The 19,447-nt window shown below is 70.9% G+C and carries 20 protein-coding genes; 12 read left to right on the forward strand and 8 right to left on the reverse strand.

Annotation, left to right across the window (positions count from 1 at the left end; genetic code table 11):
* Nucleotides 1-73: 73 nt before the first annotated feature.
* The gene (gene dnaE / locus DPQ23_RS06945) at nucleotides 74-3,550 is read right to left on the reverse strand and encodes a DNA polymerase III subunit alpha (RefSeq protein ID WP_112874113.1); all 3,477 of its coding nucleotides are present in this window, start codon (nucleotides 3,548-3,550) and stop codon (nucleotides 74-76) included.
* An 84-nt stretch (nucleotides 3,551-3,634) separates the two neighbouring features.
* Between dnaE and DPQ23_RS06950 the strand changes: the two genes are divergently transcribed.
* From DPQ23_RS06950 to DPQ23_RS06970, 5 genes are all read left to right on the forward strand, one after another.
* Nucleotides 3,635-5,164: an ABC transporter ATP-binding protein gene (locus tag DPQ23_RS06950; RefSeq protein WP_112873977.1), complete on the forward strand. Its 1,530-nt coding sequence runs from the start codon at nucleotides 3,635-3,637 to the stop codon at nucleotides 5,162-5,164.
* Nucleotides 5,151-6,230 (forward strand): ABC transporter permease, encoded by a 1,080-nt coding sequence (locus DPQ23_RS06955; RefSeq protein WP_112873978.1) that lies wholly within the window; start codon nucleotides 5,151-5,153, stop codon nucleotides 6,228-6,230. The genes DPQ23_RS06950 and DPQ23_RS06955 overlap by 14 nt, the downstream gene beginning before the upstream one ends.
* Nucleotides 6,227-7,114 (forward strand): ABC transporter permease, encoded by an 888-nt coding sequence (locus DPQ23_RS06960; RefSeq protein WP_112873979.1) that lies wholly within the window; start codon nucleotides 6,227-6,229, stop codon nucleotides 7,112-7,114. Before DPQ23_RS06955 ends, DPQ23_RS06960 begins: the two co-directional genes overlap by 4 nt.
* Before the next feature lie 20 nt (nucleotides 7,115-7,134).
* Nucleotides 7,135-8,244 carry a BMP family ABC transporter substrate-binding protein gene (locus DPQ23_RS06965; RefSeq protein ID WP_112873980.1) on the forward strand — a complete coding sequence of 370 codons (1,110 nt, stop codon included), beginning with the start codon at nucleotides 7,135-7,137 and terminating at the stop codon, nucleotides 8,242-8,244.
* Between the two features lie 183 nt (nucleotides 8,245-8,427).
* On the forward strand, nucleotides 8,428-8,697 hold the full coding sequence (locus DPQ23_RS06970) for a DUF333 domain-containing protein (RefSeq protein WP_112873981.1): 270 nt from the start codon (nucleotides 8,428-8,430) through the stop codon (nucleotides 8,695-8,697).
* Nucleotides 8,698-8,968: 271 nt separating this feature from the next.
* On the opposite strand, the gene ilvC is transcribed toward DPQ23_RS06970, so the two are convergent.
* Complete coding sequence (gene ilvC / locus DPQ23_RS06975) at nucleotides 8,969-9,991, reverse strand: ketol-acid reductoisomerase (protein WP_112873982.1); 1,023 nt, start codon at nucleotides 9,989-9,991, stop codon at nucleotides 8,969-8,971.
* 123 nt (nucleotides 9,992-10,114) lie between these two features.
* Between ilvC and DPQ23_RS06980 the strand changes: the two genes are divergently transcribed.
* Together DPQ23_RS06980 and DPQ23_RS06985 are read left to right on the forward strand one after the other, a co-directional pair.
* A complete protein-coding gene (locus DPQ23_RS06980; RefSeq protein ID WP_112873983.1) occupies nucleotides 10,115-10,570 on the forward strand; it encodes an Lrp/AsnC family transcriptional regulator in 456 nt (151 codons plus the stop codon).
* Nucleotides 10,567-11,028 (forward strand): Lrp/AsnC family transcriptional regulator, encoded by a 462-nt coding sequence (locus tag DPQ23_RS06985; protein ID WP_112873984.1) that lies wholly within the window; start codon nucleotides 10,567-10,569, stop codon nucleotides 11,026-11,028. The genes DPQ23_RS06980 and DPQ23_RS06985 overlap by 4 nt, the downstream gene beginning before the upstream one ends.
* Nucleotides 11,029-11,103: 75 nt before the next feature.
* Here the strand turns inward: DPQ23_RS06985 and DPQ23_RS06990 are convergent, their stop codons facing one another.
* The 3 genes from DPQ23_RS06990 to DPQ23_RS07000 are packed head-to-tail and all read right to left on the reverse strand — an operon-like array spanning nucleotide 11,104 to nucleotide 13,337.
* A complete protein-coding gene (locus DPQ23_RS06990; RefSeq protein WP_112873985.1) occupies nucleotides 11,104-12,288 on the reverse strand; it encodes a UbiH/UbiF family hydroxylase in 1,185 nt (394 codons plus the stop codon).
* Nucleotides 12,289-12,295: 7 nt separating this feature from the next.
* Entirely contained in the window at nucleotides 12,296-12,538 is a 243-nt protein-coding gene (locus DPQ23_RS06995; RefSeq protein WP_112873986.1) for a hypothetical protein, read from the reverse strand.
* A 43-nt stretch (nucleotides 12,539-12,581) separates the two neighbouring features.
* Complete coding sequence (locus tag DPQ23_RS07000) at nucleotides 12,582-13,337, reverse strand: pyrimidine 5'-nucleotidase (protein ID WP_112873987.1); 756 nt, start codon at nucleotides 13,335-13,337, stop codon at nucleotides 12,582-12,584.
* Between the two features lie 66 nt (nucleotides 13,338-13,403).
* On the opposite strand from DPQ23_RS07000, the gene DPQ23_RS07005 reads away from it, so the two are divergent.
* The 3 genes from DPQ23_RS07005 (at nucleotide 13,404) to DPQ23_RS07015 (ending at nucleotide 15,674) form a co-directional block, all read left to right on the forward strand.
* A complete protein-coding gene (locus DPQ23_RS07005) occupies nucleotides 13,404-14,051 on the forward strand; it encodes a GntR family transcriptional regulator (protein WP_112873988.1) in 648 nt (215 codons plus the stop codon).
* Nucleotides 14,051-14,692, forward strand: coding sequence for a DNA-3-methyladenine glycosylase family protein (locus DPQ23_RS07010; protein ID WP_112873989.1), 642 nt, complete (start codon nucleotides 14,051-14,053; stop codon nucleotides 14,690-14,692). The genes DPQ23_RS07005 and DPQ23_RS07010 overlap by 1 nt, the downstream gene beginning before the upstream one ends.
* A gap of 322 nt (nucleotides 14,693-15,014) precedes the next feature.
* The gene (locus DPQ23_RS07015; RefSeq protein ID WP_112873990.1) at nucleotides 15,015-15,674 is read left to right on the forward strand and encodes an alpha/beta hydrolase; all 660 of its coding nucleotides are present in this window, start codon (nucleotides 15,015-15,017) and stop codon (nucleotides 15,672-15,674) included.
* Nucleotides 15,675-15,730: 56 nt separating this feature from the next.
* On the opposite strand, the gene DPQ23_RS07020 is transcribed toward DPQ23_RS07015, so the two are convergent.
* Complete coding sequence (locus DPQ23_RS07020; protein ID WP_112873991.1) at nucleotides 15,731-16,120, reverse strand: COG4315 family predicted lipoprotein; 390 nt, start codon at nucleotides 16,118-16,120, stop codon at nucleotides 15,731-15,733.
* Nucleotides 16,121-16,361: 241 nt separating this feature from the next.
* Between DPQ23_RS07020 and DPQ23_RS07025 the strand changes: the two genes are divergently transcribed.
* On the forward strand, nucleotides 16,362-16,964 hold the full coding sequence (locus DPQ23_RS07025) for an HNH endonuclease (protein WP_112873992.1): 603 nt from the start codon (nucleotides 16,362-16,364) through the stop codon (nucleotides 16,962-16,964).
* Between the two features lie 4 nt (nucleotides 16,965-16,968).
* On the opposite strand, the gene DPQ23_RS07030 is transcribed toward DPQ23_RS07025, so the two are convergent.
* Nucleotides 16,969-17,163, reverse strand: coding sequence for a hypothetical protein (locus DPQ23_RS07030; RefSeq protein ID WP_112873993.1), 195 nt, complete (start codon nucleotides 17,161-17,163; stop codon nucleotides 16,969-16,971).
* 123 nt (nucleotides 17,164-17,286) lie between these two features.
* Here DPQ23_RS07030 and DPQ23_RS07035 point away from each other — a divergent pair, with 123 nt between their 5' ends.
* Nucleotides 17,287-18,384 carry a PA0069 family radical SAM protein gene (locus DPQ23_RS07035; protein WP_240602539.1) on the forward strand — a complete coding sequence of 366 codons (1,098 nt, stop codon included), beginning with the start codon at nucleotides 17,287-17,289 and terminating at the stop codon, nucleotides 18,382-18,384.
* 42 nt (nucleotides 18,385-18,426) lie between these two features.
* On the opposite strand, the gene trpS is transcribed toward DPQ23_RS07035, so the two are convergent.
* Complete coding sequence (trpS, locus tag DPQ23_RS07040; RefSeq protein WP_112873994.1) at nucleotides 18,427-19,440, reverse strand: tryptophan--tRNA ligase; 1,014 nt, start codon at nucleotides 19,438-19,440, stop codon at nucleotides 18,427-18,429.
* Between the last annotated feature and the right edge of the window lie 7 nt (nucleotides 19,441-19,447).

The raw sequence follows: 19,447 nt of genomic DNA on the forward strand, positions 1-19,447 counted from the left end.
CCCCCGGAAGGACCCGCATGGACGTGGGGAAGGGGCGAAAGCCGCCGTCGCCCAGCCGTCGCGCGCCCCGCGCCTATTCCTCGGTGACGTCGATCACGCCCTCGACCGCGCGCAGGGCCTGGCGCATGCGCGGGGTGACGGGGACATCGCGGCCCACCTCGACGTCATAGACGGTGTGGCCGTCGCGCACCCGCAGCAGCAGGGGGCCTCGGCCCCGCGACGACACTGCCATGTCGGCGCTGACGGCCCGCAGCCGGTCCAGCACCGCGATGGCGGTGGACGCATCCGCGACCTCGACGGCCAGCTGGTCCGCGCCGGCATCGGCGACCGCCTCCTCCAGTGGCACGGCCGCGCGCGCCAGCAGCTTGACCTGATCGCCCGACGGCTCGACGTTCACCGTCAGCAGCACGTTCGCGCCGGGTTCCAGATGCGCGCGCGCCTGGTCCAGCAGGTCGGAAAACACCGTCACCTCGTACAGCCCGGTCGGGTCGGACAGGGTGACAAAGGCATAGCGCGTGCCCTTGGCCGATTTCTTCTCGGCCCGCGCCGACACCGTGCCGGCAAGCTGCGCGACCAGCGGCCCGCCGGCCGCGGCCGCCGCAACCTCGGCCAGCGTCATCGCGCCCTTGCGCTTCAGCGCCGGCTGATAGTCGTCCAGCGGGTGGCCCGACAGGTAGAACCCGATGGCGGTGTGCTCCTCGGCCAGCTTTTCGGCGGGCATCCAGACGCTGGCGATGGCGGGCCGGGGCGGCGGCAGGTCCTCGCCCCCGTCGAACAGCGAGTTCTGGGACGAGGCCTGCGCCTGCTGCACCGCCGCCGACCACGCGACCAGCGCGTCCAGCGACCGCAGCACCCGCGCCCGGTTGGCGTCCAGCACGTCGAAGGCGCCCGCGCGCGCCAGCATCTCGAGCGCGCGCTTGCCGATCTGTTTCAGCGGCGCGCGGCGCGCAAGGTCGGTCAGGTCGGCAAACGGCCGGTCGCCCCGTGCGGCGACCAGCACGCGCATCGCCTCGACCCCCACGTTCTTCAGCGCGCCCAGCGCATAGACGATGCGCCCCTGATCGACGCTGAACCGCGGCTGGCCCCGATTGACGCAGGGGGGGATGATCTCGATGCCCATGCGGTCCACCTCGCGGCGATAGATCGCCAGCTTGTCGGTCAGGTGGATGTCGCAGTTCATCACCGCCGCCATGAACTCGACCGGGTGGTTCGCCTTCAGCCAGGCGGTCTGATAGCTGACGACGGCATAAGCCGCAGCGTGCGACTTGTTGAAGCCGTAGTTGGCGAATTTCTCCAGCAGGTCGAAGACCTCGCCGGATTTCTTGGCGTCAATGCCCTGGGCGGTGCAGCCCTCGATGAACTTGGGCCGCTCCTTCGCCATCTCCTCGGCGATCTTCTTGCCCATGGCGCGGCGCAACAGGTCCGCGCCGCCCAGCGAATAGCCCGCCATGACCTGCGCGATCTGCATCACCTGTTCCTGATAGACGATGATGCCCTGCGTCTCGGCCAGGATGTGGTCGATGGTGGGGTGGATCGACTCCAGCCGCTGCAGCCCGTTCTTGACCCTGCAATAGGTCGGGATGTTTTCCATCGGGCCGGGGCGGTACAGCGCCACCAGCGCCACGATGTCCTCGATGCAGGTCGGGCGCATCTGGCGCAGCGCGTCCATCATCCCCGAGCTTTCGACCTGGAACACCGCCACGGTGCGGGCGCTGGCGAACAGCCGATAGGTCGCCTGGTCGTCCAGCGGGATGGCGATGATCTCGTCCACGGCGCCCGGCGGCGGGTCGTAAAGCTGCCGCCCGTCGGCCGCGATGTGCAGGTGCCGGCCACCGGCGCGGATCAGGTCGACGGCATTCTGGATCACCGTCAGGGTCTTCAGGCCAAGGAAGTCGAACTTGACCAGCCCCGCCTGTTCCACCCATTTCATGTTGTACTGCGTGGCCGGCATGTCGGACGCCGGGTCGCGATACAGCGGCACCAGCTGGTCCAGCGGCCGGTCCCCGATCACCACCCCCGCCGCATGGGTCGAGGCGTTGCGCAGCAGCCCCTCGACCTGGGCCGCGTAATCGAGCATCCGGCGCACGTTTTCCTCGGCCGCCGCCGCCTCGCGCAGGCGCGGCTCGTCGGCCAGCGCCTTGGTGATGCTGACGGGCTTGACGCCCTCGACCGGGATCATCTTGGACAGCCGGTCGCGCTGGGAAAACCCCATGCCCAGCACCCGGCCGACGTCGTGGACCGCCGCCTTGGACAGCAGCGCGCCGAAGGTGATGATCTGGCCCACCTTGTCGCGCCCATAGCGTTGCTGGACGTACTGGATCACCTCCTCGCGCCGGTCCATGCAGAAGTCGATGTCGAAGTCCGGCATCGACACCCGTTCCGGGTTCAGGAAGCGTTCGAACAGCAGCGAATAGCGCAGCGGGTCCAGGTCGGTGATCGTCAGCGCAAAGGCGACCAGCGATCCCGCCCCCGATCCCCGGCCGGGGCCGACGGGTATCCCCTGCGCCTTGGCCCACTTGATGAAATCCGCCACGATCAGGAAATAGCCGGGAAAGCCCATCTGCTCGATGATGCCCAGCTCGAACTCCAGCCGGGCCTCGTACTCCTCGACACTGACGGCGTGGGGGATGACGGCCAGGCGCGCGGCCAGCCCCTCGCGCGCCTGCCGGCGCAGCTCCTCGATCTCGTCGTCGGCGAAACGCGGCAGGATCGGCTTGTGCTTGGCGACCGCAAAGGCGCAGCGGCGGGCGATCTCGACGGTGTTGGCGATCGCCTCGGGCAGGTCGGCGAACAGCATCGCCATGTCCTCGGCCGACTTGAAATGGTGGTTCGCGGTCAGCCGGCGGCGGGGGGCCGCCTGATCGACCATCGCGCGTTCGCGGATGCAGATCAGCGCATCATGCGCGCCGAACATCTCGGGCTTGGGGAAATACACGTCGTTGGTGGCGACCAGCGGCAGGCCCAGCGCATAGGCCAGGTCGATCATCCCGCCTTCGCTGGCGGCCTCGGCCGGCATGGGCTGGCCGTTGTCCTGCATGTGGCGTTGCAGTTCCACATACAGCCGGTCGCCGAAGGCGCCCGACAGCCGCCGGGCCAGCGTCTCGGCGTCGGCCTGCTTGCCCTGCTGGACCAGCAGGCCCAGCGGGCCGGTGGCGCCGCCGGTCAGGCAGATCAGGCCGCCTGCATGGGCCTCGAGCTCGTCCAGCGTGATGTGGGGCGCGGCCCCGCCGTCGCGCAGGTAAAGGCAGGACGACAGCGCCATCAGGTTCATCCAGCCGCCCTTGTCCTGCGCCAGCAGGACGACCGGCCCGCAGGCCGCGCCCGCATCCAGGGTGATCTGGCAGCCGACGATGGGCTGCACGCCCTCGGCCTGCGCCTTGACCGAGAATTCCAGCGCGGCGAACAGCGCGTTGGTGTCGGTCAGCGCGACGGCGGGCATCCCCTGCGCGGCGGCCAGCTTGGCCAGCTTGCCCACCGGGATCGCCCCCTCCAGCAGCGAGTGTTCGGAATGGCAGCGCAGGTGGATGAATCGGGGCAGGGCGTCGGACATGGCGCGAAACATAGGCCCATGGCCACCGGGCGCAATTGCCCCTTGGCGCAAATCGGCTAACACTGCGGCAAAAGACCTGCGGGGATGCGCGTGACGACAACCGAGCTGTTCCGGGCCGAGGGCCTGGGCAAGACCTATCCGGGCGTGCGCGCCAATGACGACGTGTCGTTTTCCGTCCGGCCCGGGGAAATCCACGCCCTGCTGGGGGAAAACGGGGCGGGCAAGTCCACGCTGGTCAAGATGATCTACGGCCTCGTGCGGCCCGACGCGGGGCGGATGCGGCTGGGCGGGGCGGCGCATGCGCCGGCCGATCCGCGCGCCGCGCGCGCCGCCGGCGTGGGCATGGTGTTCCAGCATTTCAGCCTGTTCGACGCGCTGAGCGTGGCCGAGAACGTGGCGCTGGGCATGGACGCGCCGCCGCCGCGCAGGCAGCTTCCGCCGCGCATCGCCGAGGTCAGCGCGGCCTATGGCCTGCCGCTGGACCCCGCGCGCCGCATCGCGGGGCTGTCGGCGGGCGAACGCCAGCGGGTCGAGATCGTGCGCTGCCTGCTGGGCGAGCCGCGCCTGCTGATCATGGACGAGCCGACCAGCGTGCTGACCCCGCAGGAGGCCGAGATCCTGTTCGCCACCCTGCGCAAGCTGGCCGCGCGGGGAACGGCGGTCCTGTATATCAGCCACAAGCTGGACGAGATCCGCACCCATTGCGACCGCGCCACGATCCTGCGGCAAGGCCGGGTCGTGGGCACCGTCTCGCCGGGCGAGCATACCGCGCGCGCGCTGGCCGCGATGATGGTCGGGGCCGAGATGCGCCCCGTCGATCGCAGCGGGCGGCAGGCGGGCGACGCGGTGCTGGTGGTGCGCGGGCTGACCTCGGCCCCGGGCCATGCGGGGACGGCCCTGCGCGACGTGGGCTTTGCGGTGCGCGCGGGCGAGATCCTGGGGATCGGCGGCGTCGCCGGCAACGGGCAGGAGGAGCTGATCGCCGCCCTCTCGGGCGAGACGGCCGGGCGTCCGGGCACCGTCCTTTTGTCGGGCGCCGACCTGTCCGCGCTGGGGCCCGAGCCGCGGCGGCGCGCCGGCCTTCTGGCCGCGCCCGAGGATCGGCTGGGCCACGCCGCCGTCCCCGAGATGAGCCTGACCGACAACGCCCTGCTGACCGGGGCCACGCGGCAGCGGCTGGCCCCCCGCGGGGTGATCGACCACGCCGCGGCGCGCGCCTTTGCCCGGCGCATCATCGCCGCCTTTGACGTGCGCACGCCGGGGCCGGGGACGCCCGCGGCCTCGCTGTCGGGGGGCAACCTGCAAAAATTCGTCATCGGGCGCGAGATCCTGCAGGACCCGCGCGCGCTGGTGGTCAACCAGCCGACCTGGGGGGTGGACGCGGGCGCTGCCGCCGCGATCCGGCAGGCGCTGCTGGACCTGGCGCGGCGCGGCGCGGCGGTGGTGGTGATCAGCCAGGACCTGGACGAGCTGCTGGAGCTGTCGGACCGCTTCGCCGCGCTGAACGCCGGGCGGCTGTCGGCCCCGGTGCCGACCGAGGGGCTGACCATCGAGCGGATCGGCCTGATGCTGGGCGGCGCCCACGGGATGGAGGTCGCCCATGTTGCGGCTTGAGCCCCGCCCCGCCGCGCCCGCCTGGCTTGAGCTTGCGACCCCGGTCATGGCCGTCATCGCGACGATGATCGCGGGGGGCGTGCTGTTTGCGCTGATGGGGTTCGACCCGGTGGCAGCGGTCCGCACGATTTTCTGGGACCCGCTGTTCGGACCGGCGGCCAGCTATTCCCGGCCGCAGTTGCTGGTCAAGGCGGGGCCGCTGATCCTGATCGCCTGCGGGCTGGCCGTGGGCTTTCGCGCGGGGATCTGGAACATCGGGGCCGAGGGGCAGTACATCGTCGGCGGCCTGTGCGGTGCCGCCGTGGCGCTGGCTGCCTATCCGGCCGAGGGCGCCTGGATCTTTCCCGCGATGGTTCTGGCGGGCGCGGCGGGCGGCTGGGCCTGGGGCATGATCCCGGCGATGCTGCGCAACTGGTTCGGCGCGTCGGAAATCCTGGTATCCCTGATGCTGGTCTATGTCGCGCAGCGGCTGGCGGCGTGGATGGCCTTTGGCCCGATGCGAAACCCCGAGGGGTTCGGCATGCCGGGGTCGCGCAACCTGCAGCAATACCCGTCCGCGGCAAACCCCGAACTGGTCGCGGGCACCGGCGCCCATTGGGGCGTGGTCGCCGCCGCCCTGGCGGTGGTTGCGACCTGGTTCCTGATGAGCCGGCATATCCGCGGCTTTCACATCCGCGCCGCCGGGCTTGCGCCGCGCGCCGCGCGCTTTGCAGGCGTCAGCCCCGCCGCGCTGGTGGCCTTCTGCCTGGGCCTGTCGGGCGCGCTGGCGGGCATGGCGGGCCTGTTCGAGGTGGCCGGTCCCGGCGGGCAGATCATCGACAGCTTCGGGTCGGGCTATGGCTTCACGGCGATCATCGTGGCCTTTCTGGGCCGGCTGCATCCGCTGGGCATCCTGCTGGCGGGGCTGCTGCTGGCGCTGACCTACATCGGGGGCGAGCTGGCGCAGCTGACCCTGCAACTGCCCGCGGCGACCGTCCAGGTGTTCCAGGGGATGCTGCTGTTCTTCCTGCTGGCGTTCGACACGCTGACGCGGTTCCGCATCCGGTCGGCGAGGGCCATGGCATGATCCTGGACGTCACCACGCTGCTGCTGCTGATCTCGGCCGCGACGCCGATCCTGTTCGCCGCCCTGGGCGAGGTGATCGTGGAACGCGCGGGGGTGCTGAACCTGGGCGTCGAGGGTCTGATGATCGTGGGCGCCCTGGCGGGCTTTGCCGCCGCGCACGCCACCGGCAGCACCGCCCTGGGGTTCGCCGTGGCCGCCGTGGCCGGGGCGGGGCTGGCCATGATCTTTGCCGTGCTGACCCAGATGCTGCTGACCAATCAGGTCGCCACCGGGCTGGCGCTGACCCTGTTCGGCCTGGGCCTGACCGCGATGTTCGGCAAGCCGTATGAGGGGATCAAGGCCCCGCCCGTCCCCGCCGGGCCGCTGGGCGTGAACGCGATGATCTGGCTGGGGCTGGCGCTGGTGCCGCTGATCTGGCTGGGGCTGAACCGCACGCGCGCGGGCCTGATCCTGCGCGGGGTGGGGGAAAACCATGATGCCGCCCACGCGCTGGGCTACAAGGTGCGGGCGGTGCGCATCGCCGCCATCGCCGCGGGCGGCGCGCTGGCGGGGATGGGCGGGGCGTATATCAGCATCGCCATCGTCCTGCAGTGGACCGAGGGGATGACCGCGGGCGCGGGCTGGATCGCGCTGGCGATCGTCGTCTTTGCAGGCTGGAACCCGTGGGGGGCGCTGGCCGGGGCCTGGCTGTTCGGCGGCGTGACCGTGCTGCAGCTGCGCCTGCAGGCGGCGGGCGTGGCGGTCCCGGTGCAACTGCTCAGCATGGCGCCCTATCTTGCCACGATCCTGGTTCTGGTGCTGATATCGGCCCGGCAGACATACGCGCGCGGGGGCGGCGGGACCGCCCCCGGTTCGCTGGGCCGCCCCTTCCACGCGCTGCGATAACCCCGACGAAGGAGCCTTTGATGAACCGCAGAACCCTGTTGGCCTCGGCCGCCGCGCTGGCGCTGCCGGCCCTGCTGCCCGGCGCGCGCGCCCGCGCGCAGACGCCCGCAACCCCCGTCCCGGCAGGCGAGACGCTGAAGGTCGGCTTTATCTATGTCGGGCCGGTGGGCGACGGCGGCTGGTCCTATCAGCACGACCTGGGCCGCAAGGCGATCGAGGCGGAATACGGCGACCGGGTCGAGACGACCTTCATCGAAAGCGTCCCCGAGGGCGCGGACGCCGAGCGCGCCCTGACCCAGCTGGCGCTGGCCGGCAACACTCTGATCTTCGCCACCAGCTTCGGCTTCATGGACGCCGTCATCAACACAGCCCGGAAGTTCCCGAACGTGAAGTTCGAGCACGCCACCGGCTACAAGCGCGCCGACAACGTGGCGACCTATGATGCGCGCTTCTACGAGGGCCGCGCGGTGATCGGCACCATCGCCGGGCGGATGACCAAGTCCAACAAGATCGGCTACATCGGGTCGTTCCCGATCCCCGAGGTGATCCAGGGCATCAACTCGTCCTTCATCCACGCCCGCAAGGTGAACCCGGGCGTCGAGATGAAGGTGGTCTGGGCCTATAGCTGGTTCGACCCCGCGAAAGAGGCCGACGCCGCCGCCGCCCTGATCGCCGAGGGCGTGGACGTGATCCTGCAGCACACCGATTCGACCGCGCCGCTGGCGAAGGCGCAGGAGGCCGGGGTGATCGGCTTCGGGCAGGCGTCCGACATGGCGAACTTCAAGCCGACGCCGCGGGTCAGCTCGATCATCGACAACTGGGCGCCCTATTACATCCGCCGCGTGGGCCAGATTCTGGATGGCACCTGGACATCGCACGGCGTCTGGCTGGGCATCGGCGACGGCGAGGTCGAGATCGGCGAGATCACCGAGGCCGTGCCGGCCGAGGTCAAGGCCGAGGCCGAGGCGCTGAAGGCGCAGATCGCCAGCAAGGCGTATCACCCCTTCACCGGGCCGCTGAAGAAGCAGGACGGCAGCGACTGGCTGGCCGAGGGCGCCGTCGCCACCGACGAGGAATTGTCGTCGATGAACTTCTTTGTCGAGGGGATCGCCGCGCAGATCCCCAGCTAAGCCGCCGCGACCGGGCCGGTCGCCGCCACGCGCGGCAAGGCCGGGCCGTTGGCGCCCTTGCTGCGGCGCACGGGCCGGGCCTGCCGCGCGCTGTCTGATCCGGTCCCGGGCGCGCGGCAGCTTGCCAGCCACGCGCCCGCTTGGCACCCTGCCCGGATTGCAATCGACAGGAAGGACCACCGGATGATCCCCATGACGCGATGCCGCGTGGCCCTTGTCCTGCCGGTTGCGCTGGTGCTGGCCGGCTGCGGGGGCGGTGCCCCCCAGGGCCGCCCTGCCTCCACGGCCACGCCCGCGGCCGCCATCGTCGATCCTGCGGCGCTGTATTGCGCGGGATCAGGAGGCACGGTCATTTCCGCCACCGCAGGGGGCCGGCGCGCCGACCTGTGCCGGATGCCGGACGGCCGCACCGTGCGCGCGGCCGATCTGCTGAACAGCCACAACGACCTGTGACCCCGGGGGCCGCGGCCCTGCCGCGCGCCTGTCGGTATCCCGTCACGGCTGTGGGGTGGGGGCCCGGTGAACTCGTCTGGATCGACCCTGGCTGCCCCCTGCGGTTGTGACGGGTCGATCCGCGCCGTTGCGGATGGCTCTCCGGCCGGGTGGGCCAAGGGGGGCGAATGGAAACGGGGCGCCGGTCAGGGCGCCCCGTCCAGGGTGTTTCGTGTCGCAGGACCCGGACCTGCCGGCCGCAGGGGGCGGGGCGGCTTTCGCGGTGAACCGATCAGTTCCGCGCGCGGTCCACCATCTTGCCCTTGGAAATCCAGGGCATCATCTCGCGCAGCTTGGCGCCGACCTGCTCGATCTGGTGTTCGTCGTTGATGCGGCGCGTGGCCTTGAAGGACGGCTGGCCGACGGCGTTTTCCTGCATGAAGTCGCGCACGAACTTGCCGGTCTGGATGTCCTTCAGCACCGCCTTCATCCGCGCCTTGGTTTCGTCATAAGGCAGGATCCGCGGGCCGCTGACGTATTCACCGTATTCGGCGGTGTTGCTGATCGAATAGTTCATGTTGGCGATGCCGCCTTCATAGATCAGGTCCACGATCAGCTTCACCTCGTGCAGGCATTCGAAATAGGCCATCTCGGGCTCATAGCCCGCCTCGACCAGCGTTTCGAAGCCCATGCGGATCAACTCGACCAGGCCGCCGCACAGCACCGCCTGCTCGCCGAACAGGTCCGTCTCGCATTCCTCGCGGAAGTCGGTCTCGATGATGCCCGACCGCCCGCCGCCGATGGCCGAGCAATAGGACAGCGCCAGGTCCAGCGCCTTGCCGGACGCGTCGTTGTTGACCGCGACAAGGCAGGGCACGCCGCCGCCCTTGACGTATTCGCCGCGCACCGTGTGGCCCGGACCCTTGGGCGCCATCATGATGACGTCCACGGTCTTTTTCGGCTCGATCAGGCCGAAGTGGACGTTCAGCCCGTGGGCAAAGGCAATGGCCGCGCCGTCGCGCAGGTTGTCGTGGACGTATTTGCGATAGGTGTCGGCCTGCAACTCGTCGGGCATGGTGAACATGATCAGATCGGCCCACTTGGCGGCCTCGGCGATCTCCATCACGCGCAGGCCCTCGGCCTCGGCCTTGGCCTGGCTGGGCGAGCCGGGGCGCAGCGCCACGACCAGGTTCCGGGCGCCGGAATCGCGCAGGTTCAGCGCATGGGCGTGGCCTTGGCTGCCATAGCCCAGGATGGCGATGTTCTTGTCCTTGATCAGGTTCACGTCGCAGTCGCGGTCATAGTAAACGCGCATGATGGTCTCCCTTGTGATGGGGCGACACTAGCGGTCCCTGCACGACACAAGGCTGCATTCTGTTGATGTCTGGCCGTTTCTGCGCGAAAACCATGCAAAGCCTTGGGACTATGTGCAAGGATCATGCTGGACGACACCGACCGCCGCATCCTGCGTCACCTGTTGGCCGACCCGCAGGCCGACAACGCCACGCTGGCCGGCCGGGCCGGCGTGACGGTGGCCACGCTGTGGCGCAGGCTTGATCGCCTGCGCGAACGCGGCGTCCTGACCGGGATCGAGGCCCGCATCGACTGGCGCGCCTTGGGGTATGAGGTTCAGGTCAGCCTGCGCTTCACCCTCGACAAGACCGAGCCGCGCGCCTTCGACGCGTTCACGACCGCCGCCCGCGTGGTGCCCGAGGTGATCGAGATCCAGACCTTCCTCGGCTCGGTCGATATCCGCCTGTCGGTGGTCGCCCGCGACATGGCGCATTGGCAGCAGATCTGGCGCGACCGCATCCTGGCGCTGCCGCATGTCACCGACATCGAACCGCTGATGCTGGTCGCCACCATCAAGGACACGGCGGAGCTTGCGCTGTGAGCGTCGATCTGGACGACACCGACCGCGCGATCCTGCGGCTGCTGGCCGGTGACGCCACGCTGGGGGCGGCGCAGGTCGGCCGGGCGGTGGGGCTGACCCAGTCCGCCGCCTGGCGCCGCATCCGCCGGCTGACCGACGCGGGCGTGATCGCCGGGCGCCGCATCGTCGTGAACCACGCGGCGCTGGGCTTTGGGGTGACGGTGTTTCTGGGGGTGCGGCTTGCGGCCAAGGGGCGCATCGACCTGGAGGCGTTCGAGCGCGCCGTCACCGCCATCCCCGAGGTGCAGACCGTCCAGCATGTGCTGGGACGGTTCGATTACCGCCTGCGGATCGTCGCCCGCGACATCCCCGATTTCGAACGCATCCTGCGCCGCCGGATCATGACGCTGCCGGGGGTCGGCCAGGTCGAGGCGAACGTCGTTCTGTCGGAAGAACGCCGCCCCGGCCCGCTGGCCTGAGGGGTGGCGCCGCCCGTCGGGCAGCGGGGGCCTTGCGCGCGGGGCCTGTGCGTCAGGGGCGCCGGTGGCCGGCCGTCACTTCAGCCCCAGCCCGGCCCGCATCATGGTGCGCCGCAGGGGCGCCAGCGCGTACAGCCCGCCCAGGGCCGCGGCCCGCAGGTCGCGCAGGGGACGGGGCGCCAGCATGCTGGCGCGGTTCAAGGCGTCGATGCCGATCAGCCGGGCCAGCGCCTCGGGGCGGCGGCGGCGCGCATAGGCGGCCAGGCTGCCCGGCGCGCCCGGATCGGGGCGCGACAGCTCCAGCAGGGTGCCCAGGTCCGCAAGGCTCATGTTCAGGCCCTGCGCGCCGATGGGCGGGACCACATGCGCGGCCTCGGCGATCAGGGCGGTGCGGGGGCCGGTGTAGCGGTCGGCGATCTGGCTGATGATGGGCCATTCCGTCAGCCCGGTCGCCAGCGTCAGCCGCCCCAGGACGCCGGCCGAGCGGGCGTTCAGTTCCGCCTCGAACGCCTGTCGGGCCAGGGCGCGCAGCTGCGCGATGCGCGGCCCCCGTTCCATCCACACCACGGCGGACGCGGGGCGGCCGTCGCGGTCGGGCAGGGGAACCAGCGTGAACGGTCCACCCGAGCGGTGGATCTCGGTCGAGACGTTCTCGTGCGGACGCTCGTGCGTGACGGCGAACGCCAGCGCCTTCTGGCCATAGCGGATGGTGCGCACGCCGATCCCGAGCGCGTGGCGCACGGGCGAGTCGCGCCCGTCCGCCGCCACCACCAGCCGCGCGGCAACCGATGATCCGTCCGACAGCAGGACGCGCGCGGCGTCGTCGCGCGGCGTCAGCCCCGCGGTGCCGGTGCCCGGGCGGAATTCCACCCCCGGCAGGTCGGCCAGGCGGGCCGCGATCTCTCGGCGCAACAGCCAGTTGGGGATGTTCCAGCCGAAGGGCCGGTCGGAAATCTCGGCGGCGTCGAACTCGCGCGTCAGCCGGGCGGCGGGGCGTGCGCCACCGGCATCGACGATGCGCATGACCTGCAGCGGCGCCCCATGGGGGGCCAGGCGGCCCCACAGGCCGATCCGGTCCAGCAGATCGACCGAGGGTTGCAGGAACGCGGTCGTGCGCAGGTCGGCGCCGGCGCCGTCCTCGGTCGTGACCGGCGGGGCGGGGTCCACGCACAGAACCGACCGCCCCTCGGCCCCGAAGGCCGCGGCCGCGATCAGCCCGGCGACGCCGCCGCCCGACACCAGCACATCGACGCTGTCCATGACCGCGTCAGAACCCGGCGGCGTAGGCGATCAGCACGGCAAAGACGAGCGCGGTGGCGATCAGCGCCAGGATGTTCAGCGCAGGCAGGCCGAACAGCGCCACAATGACAACCGCCAGGACGATCACCATCAGCAGGATGCCGATGATGCGCGCGGCGGTGCGCAGTTCGGCGCGCGACTGCATCGCGGCGTCGGCGGTCAGCGCCTCGCCCACGGCCTCGGCCGCGGTCTGGCTGTGGGTCTGGGACATGGTGGCCTCGTGTCTGTGCATGAATGTCGTGCGCGCTCGGGCGTCAGTCTGCCACGTCAGGCGGGCCGCCCGCAAGCGCCGCCAGAAAGCCGGCCAGGCCGTCGGTGCGGTGCTGGACGTGCGGCCCGTGCGTGTGGTCGGGGGCCAGGTCGTCCGGTCCGTGGCGGCCGGCACCGACCAGAACCGTGCGCATTCCCAGCGCATGCGGGATTTCCAGGTTGCGGGGATCGTCCTCGAACATGGCGGCGCGGGCGGGGTCCAGGGCGTGCGCGGCGGCGACTGCGGCGAATGATCGCGGGTCGGGCTTGGGGTGAAAATCCGTCTCCTCGATGCCGTGGACGGCGTCGAACAGCGGCCGGTCCGGGTCGTCCAGGCCGCGCCCGGCCAGCACCCTGCGGGCATAGGCCGCATCGGCGTTGGTGTGCACGATCTTGCGACCCGGCAGCGCGGCGATCGCCGCGGCCAGCGCCGGATCAGGGCTCAGCGCCGAAAAGTCGATGGCGTGGACATCGGCCAGATAGGCCAGCGGGTCGATGCCGTGATGCGCCATCAGCCCGGCCAGCGTCGTGCCGTGGTCGCGCCAGTACTGCGCGCGCAGGCCGTCGGCCGTGGCCGCGGACACGCCCAGCAGGCGCTGCACGTAAAGGGTCATCCGCGCCTCGATCTGCGCGAACAGGCGCGCGCCCGGCGGATAAAGCGTGTTGTCCAGGTCGAAGATCCACAGATCGACGCCGGCAAAGGCCGCGCGCAGGGCCGCCGGGTCGGGGATCGGGTCGGGCAGGGGGGTGGGGTCAGGCATCCGGCCACCTTGGCGCGCGGCGGGGCGGGTTGCAATCGCACCCACCGCACCCCATTCCTGACAGGCATGAAGGACGCCTATTCCCTGATCCTGTCGGCCATCGACAACGGCACCTATCGCCCCGGCGACCGGCTGGTCGAATCGGAACTGGCCGAACGGTTCGGCGTGTCGCGGACCCCGGTGCGCGAGGCGCTGCAACGGCTGGAAACCCAGTCGATGCTGACGCGCGACGGGCGCAGCCTGATCGTGGCGACGCTGGACCACAACCAGTTGGCCGAGCTTTACACCGTCAGGACCGAGCTTGAGGCGCTGTCCGCGCGCCTTGCCGCCCGCCACGCCACGCGAGAGGAAGTGCGGGTCCTGAACCAGATGGTGCAGGACGACCGCCGCATCGTCGGCGATCCGCAGGCGCTGAGCCGCGCGAACCGCCGCTTTCACCACCAGATCCACCTGGCCTCGCACAACCGCTATCTGGTGCAGCAGCTGGACATCGTGCACCGCACGATGGCGCTGATGGCGCACACCTCGCTGGCCGCCCCGGGGCGCGGCGACAAGGCCATGGCCGAGCACCAGAAGATCGTGGATGCCATCGCCGCGGGCGACGCGGTCGCCGCCGAAAGCGCGCTGCGCGAGCATATCTCGACCGCATTCGAGACGCGGCTGAAGGAAAGCGCCCGCGCCTGGGCCGACACCGTCGAGCAGGACCGCCGCTGATGCGGGTGATCGCGTCGGATGCCGACCTGGCCGAGGGCGCGGCCCATCTTGCCGCGGTCTGCCCGGTCTGGGCGCGGGTGCTGCCGACGCTGGGACCGCTGCCGCTGCGCCGACGGCCCGGCGGCTTTGGCGCGATCCTGGATGCGGTGGTGGGCCAGCAGCTGTCCGTCCACGCGGCGGGCGCGATCCTGTCCCGGCTGGACGCGGCGGGGTTGACCACGCCCGACGCCATCCTGGCCACGGACGAGGCCGGCCTGCGCGCCTGCGGGCTGTCGGGGCCCAAGATCCGCTATCTGCGCGGCATTGCGGCGGCAGGGGTGGACTGGGACGCGTTGCAGGACCAGCCGGACGAGGCGGTGATCGCGACCCTGACCGCGCTGCCCGGCATCGGGCGCTGGACGGCCGAGATCTATCTGATGTTCGCCCTGGGGCGCGCCGACGCCTTTGCACCCGCCGACCTTGCGCTGCAGGAGGCGGCGCGAATGATGTACGGGCTGGACGCCCGCCCCACGCCGCGCGCCCTGTCGGGCCTGGCCGAGCGCTGGCGGCCCTGGCGCGCCGTCGCCGCCCGCGGGCTGTGGGCCCATTATCGACTGGCCAAGGGGCGCGAGGGGGTGATCGCGCCGGATGCGTCCGGCTGACCGCCGGGCAGCGGCTTGCCGTCCGTGGCCTGCACGCGGCCGCAGTGTCTGGCGGGCTGCTGCCCCTGGCTTGCCGTCCGTCGCCTGGCCGGGCAGTGCTGGCGGGCGCGCTGCCCGGTCCTGCGCCGCACTTGCCACCGGCTGCTTTGCAGGGTCCCCCCCGGCGGTAGGCGGCCCAGGCGTCCCGCTGCCCATCGGTCCGCCGCGCCTCAGGCCCGCCAGCCGCGGCGTTCGCCCTGGCAGCGAACGCCCGCCACCCTTCGGCTTTACCATCCCGCCCGCATGGCCCACATTGCCCGCGTCCCAGTCGCGAGAGTTGCCGATGTCCCCCAGACCCCTGTCCTCTGGCCGCAAGGGCCCTGAAAGCGCCCGTTCCGTGGTCGTCTTCCTGCACGGCTATGGCGCCGACGGGGCCGACCTGCTGGGACTGGCCGAGCCGCTGGCCCCGCATCTGCCGACAACGGCCTTTTATGCCCCCGACGCGGCCGAGCCGTCGCGCAACAATCCCTTCGGGCGCCAGTGGTTTCCGATCCCTTGGCTGGACGGGTCGTCCCAAGGCGATGCCCGCGACGGCATGGCCCGCGCCGCCGCCGACATCGACGCCTTTCTGGATGCGGTGCTGGAACGCGAGGGGCTGACCCCTGACCGCATGGTCGTCGTCGGGTTCTCGCAGGGCACGATGATGGCGCTGCACGTCGTGCCACGCCGCGCCGCCGCTGTCGCGGGGATCGTGGGCTTCTCGGGCCGTCTGCTTGCGCCGGACAGCCTGGCCGAGGTGCGCGTCCGCCCGCCGGTCCTGCTGGTTCACGGCGACCAGGACGAGATGGTGCCGTTCGCCGACATGGACCTGGCCGCAAAGGCGCTGACGGATGCGGGGTTCACCGTCTATGCGCACACGATGAAGGGCACCGGGCACGGCATCGCGCCCGATGGGCTGTCGGTCGCGCTGGCCTTTGTGCGCGAGGTGCTGGCCGAGGGCTGAGCAACGGCCCGGCTGCGTCCGCAAGGGGGGCGTTCGCAGGGGCGCACCCGCGCGCCTTATTTCGCCGCGTGCCAGACCCCGCCCACGCCGTCGCCGGTCATCTGGCCGGGGGCGGTGTCCTTGACCCACAGATACAGCGGGCGGCCGTCCAGCGCCCATTGCAGCGTGCCGTCCGCGCGCGTTATGGGCGCGAACGGCCCCGCGGCCGTCGATCCCGCGGGCGCGGCGAGCGGGGGCCATTTGGCCGCGCACTCGCCGGTGCAGTTCGACTTGCCGGGTTCGTCCTTGTCGAAGACATACAGCGTCATGCCGCGCGAATCGGCATAGACCTCGCCGCCGGGCGTGCGAACCCGGACGACGCCGGGATCGGCCAGCGCCGCGGTCGCGGCAAGGCCCAGCGTTGCGGCGGCAAGGATCGTGCGTGTCGGGTGAAGGGTCCGGTTCATGATGGTTTCCCGCGCTTGCCCCCCGCCCTGTCGATCAACGGGGACGGCGCTGCATCATACCACAGGGCCAGCGCCCGGCCCAACGGCGAAGGTTGCCGCCGCGTCACGACGGCGTCACGAACGCGCGCTATCCCGCCGGTGACCATATGTCCCGGGCTTGCCACGTTGCGACCGCCAGATATAGTCGGCGCGACGGTTCTGACAGGCCCGGCCATGCCGGGGCAGGGGGCAGGCACGCACGATGCTGGACGACCATCACGGTGAGGCGGATTTCCGGACCCAGTTCGTGCGCGATCCCGCGTCGTTGCGCCGCAATCCGGCGCTGGTGCTGAACGCCGATTTCCGCCCGCTCAGCTATTACCCGCTGTCGCTGTGGCCCTGGCAAGAGGCGATCAAGGCCGTCTTCCTGGACCGTGTCAGCATCATCGCCGAATACGACGAGGTGGTCCGCAGCCAGCGCGAGGCGATACGCATCCCCTCGGTCGTCGTGCTCAAGGACTATGTCCGACCCAGGAAGCGCGTGGCCTTCACGCGCTTCAATCTTTTTCTGCGGGACGAATTCTGCTGCCAGTATTGCGGGGCACGGGGCGACCTGACGTTCGACCATGTCGTGCCGCGGTCGCGCGGGGGCGTGACCAGCTGGGACAACGTGGTGGCGGCCTGCTCGCCCTGCAACCTGAAGAAAGCCAACCGCAGCCTGCGCCAGTCGGGGCTGCGGCTGCATCGCGCGCCGCGCCGCCCCTCGTCCGAGGAGATGCACGCGATCGGCCGGCGGTTTCCGCCCAACCACCTGCACGACAGCTGGATGGATTACCTGTACTGGGACGCCGAACTGGAAAGCTGAACGCTCAGCCGCCGGGATGGTGATGGGGCCCGTCGCCCGCATCGCCCGATCGGGCGGCCAGATGGACCACGACCGCGCCCGCCAGCACCACGAGCCCCATGACCTGGAAGGGGACGCCGAGGGACAGGGCCGCCAGAAGCGTGGCACCCGCCGTCACGATCACGGCTGCAAGCATCAGCAGGAAATGGGGCAGGGGCATCGATTCCCTCCGGGTCAGACCCCGAATATGGGGTCTCCTGCCGGTTGAGGAAAGGGGCAGAACACAGTCGCAGGCGACAAGCCGCCAAGCCTTTGAACCAGATTGCGTGACAATGTTCTTTGTATGTTCTATTCTGGCATCATGCTGCCGCCGTCCAGCCCAGACGAAATCCTCAGGGCGCGCGGGGCCGCGCACCGTCCGGCCGGGCGATTCGAACCCTATCATCCGGTGCCCGAGGATGACGGCTGGGACACCCCGCGCGATGCGTCCCTGCTGCGGACCGAGATCGCGACCGAACGGCCGCGCCGCGTCATCACCCGCAACCAGTCCCCCGACGTGCCGTTCGACCGCTCTGTGAATCCCTATCGGGGCTGCGAGCATGGCTGCATCTATTGCTTTGCCCGCCCCACGCACGCCTATCTGGGCCTGTCGCCCGGCCTCGATTTCGAAACCCGCATCACCGCCAAGCCTGACGCCCCGGCCCTGCTGGCCGAGGAGATCGCCCGGCCCGGCTATGCCGTGGCGCCGATCGCGTTCGGCACCAACACCGATCCCTATCAGCCGGCCGAATCGCGGCTGGCGATCATGCGCGGCTGCCTGCAGGTGCTGCACGACTGGAACCACCCGCTCAGCATCGTCACCCGCGGCCAGACCATCCTGCGCGACCTGGACCTGATCGGGGCGATGGCGGCGCGCGGACAGGCCCTTGTCGGCGTGTCGCTGACCACGCTGGACCCCGTGCTTGCCCGGCAGATGGAGCCGCGCGCCCCCGCCCCCGCGACGCGGCTGCGGATGATCCGGGCGCTGGCGGACGCGGGCGTCGCGGTCCGCGTCATGGCCGCCCCGATGATCCCGGTCCTGACGGCGCACGAGCTTGAGGCGATCCTGGCCGCCGCACGCCGGGCGGGCGCGGCCAGCGCCAGCATGATCCCGGTCCGCCTGCCGCTTGAGGTGGCGCCCCTGTTTCGTGACTGGCTCGACCGCCACCACCCCGGAAAGGCCGCCCATGTGATGGCGCGCATTCAGGCCATGCGCGGCGGGCGCGACAACGACCCGCGCTTTTTCAGCCGGATGCGCGGCGAGGGACCCGAGGCCGACCTGCTGCACCAGCGCTTTCGCCTGGCGCGCAGGCGGCTGGGCTTTGCGACCGAAAGCCCGCCGCTGGATTGCAGCCGGTTCGCCCCGCCGCCGCGCGCGGGCCAGCAGCTGTCGCTGTTCTAGGCCACCCTTTCGGCCGCGCATGGTCCTGCGGGGGCGCCCCGTTCACCGGGCGCCGCGGATCATCCCCATAATCTCGCGCGCGTCCGCGACGATGGGCGCGGCCACGGCATCGGCGCGCTCGGCGCCCGCCAGCAGGATGCGGTCGATCTCGGCGGGGTCGGCCATCAGCGCGTTCATGCGCGTGGTGATGGGCGACAGCACGCCCACCGCGACCTCGGCCAGCGCGGGCTTGAACGCGCCGAAGCCCTGACCCTCGAACCGGGCGCAGACCGCGTCCGGCGCCTCGCCCGTCAGGGCGGCATAGATGTTGACAAGGTTCCGCGCCTCGGGGCGGTCCTTCAGCCCGGCCATGCTGCCGGGCAGGGGGTCGGCGTCGGTGCGCGCCTTGCGGATCTTTTGCGCGATGGTGTCGGCATCGTCGGTCAGGTTGATGCGGCTGGCGTCCGAGGGGTCGGACTTGGACATCTTCCTGCTGCCGTCGCGCAAGCTCATGACGCGCGTGGCCGTGCCCTCGATCACCGGCTCGGGCAGGGGAAAGAACTCGACGCCGTAGTCGTGGTTGAACTTGGCCGCGATGTCTCGGGTCAGCTCGACGTGCTGCTTCTGATCCTCACCTACGGGGACATGGGTCGCCTGATAGGCCAGGATGTCGGCCGCCATCAGCGCCGGATAGGCGTACAGCCCCAGGCTGACCGCTTCGGCGTTCTTGCCGGCCTTGTCCTTGAACTGGGTCATCCGGTTCATCCAGCCGACGCGCGCCACGCAGGACAGCATCCAGCCCAGCTCGGCATGGGCGGGGACGTGCGACTGCACGAACAGGATCGACTGGGCGGGGTCGATGCCGGCGGCCAGGAACGCGGCCGCGGCCTCGCGCGTCTGGTGGCGCAGGCGGGCGGGGTCCTGCCAGACGGTGATCGCGTGCAGGTCGACCAGGCAATAGACCGTCTCGACCTGGCCCTGCTTTTCGACAAAGCGCCTCAGCGCGCCCAGATAGTTGCCCAGCGTCAGCCCGCCGGACGGCTGGATGCCGGAAAAGATGCGCGGCGCGTGGGTCATGGCAAGC

The organism is Paracoccus endophyticus, from assembly GCF_003286075.1.
Taxonomy (GTDB): domain Bacteria; phylum Pseudomonadota; class Alphaproteobacteria; order Rhodobacterales; family Rhodobacteraceae; genus Paracoccus; species Paracoccus endophyticus.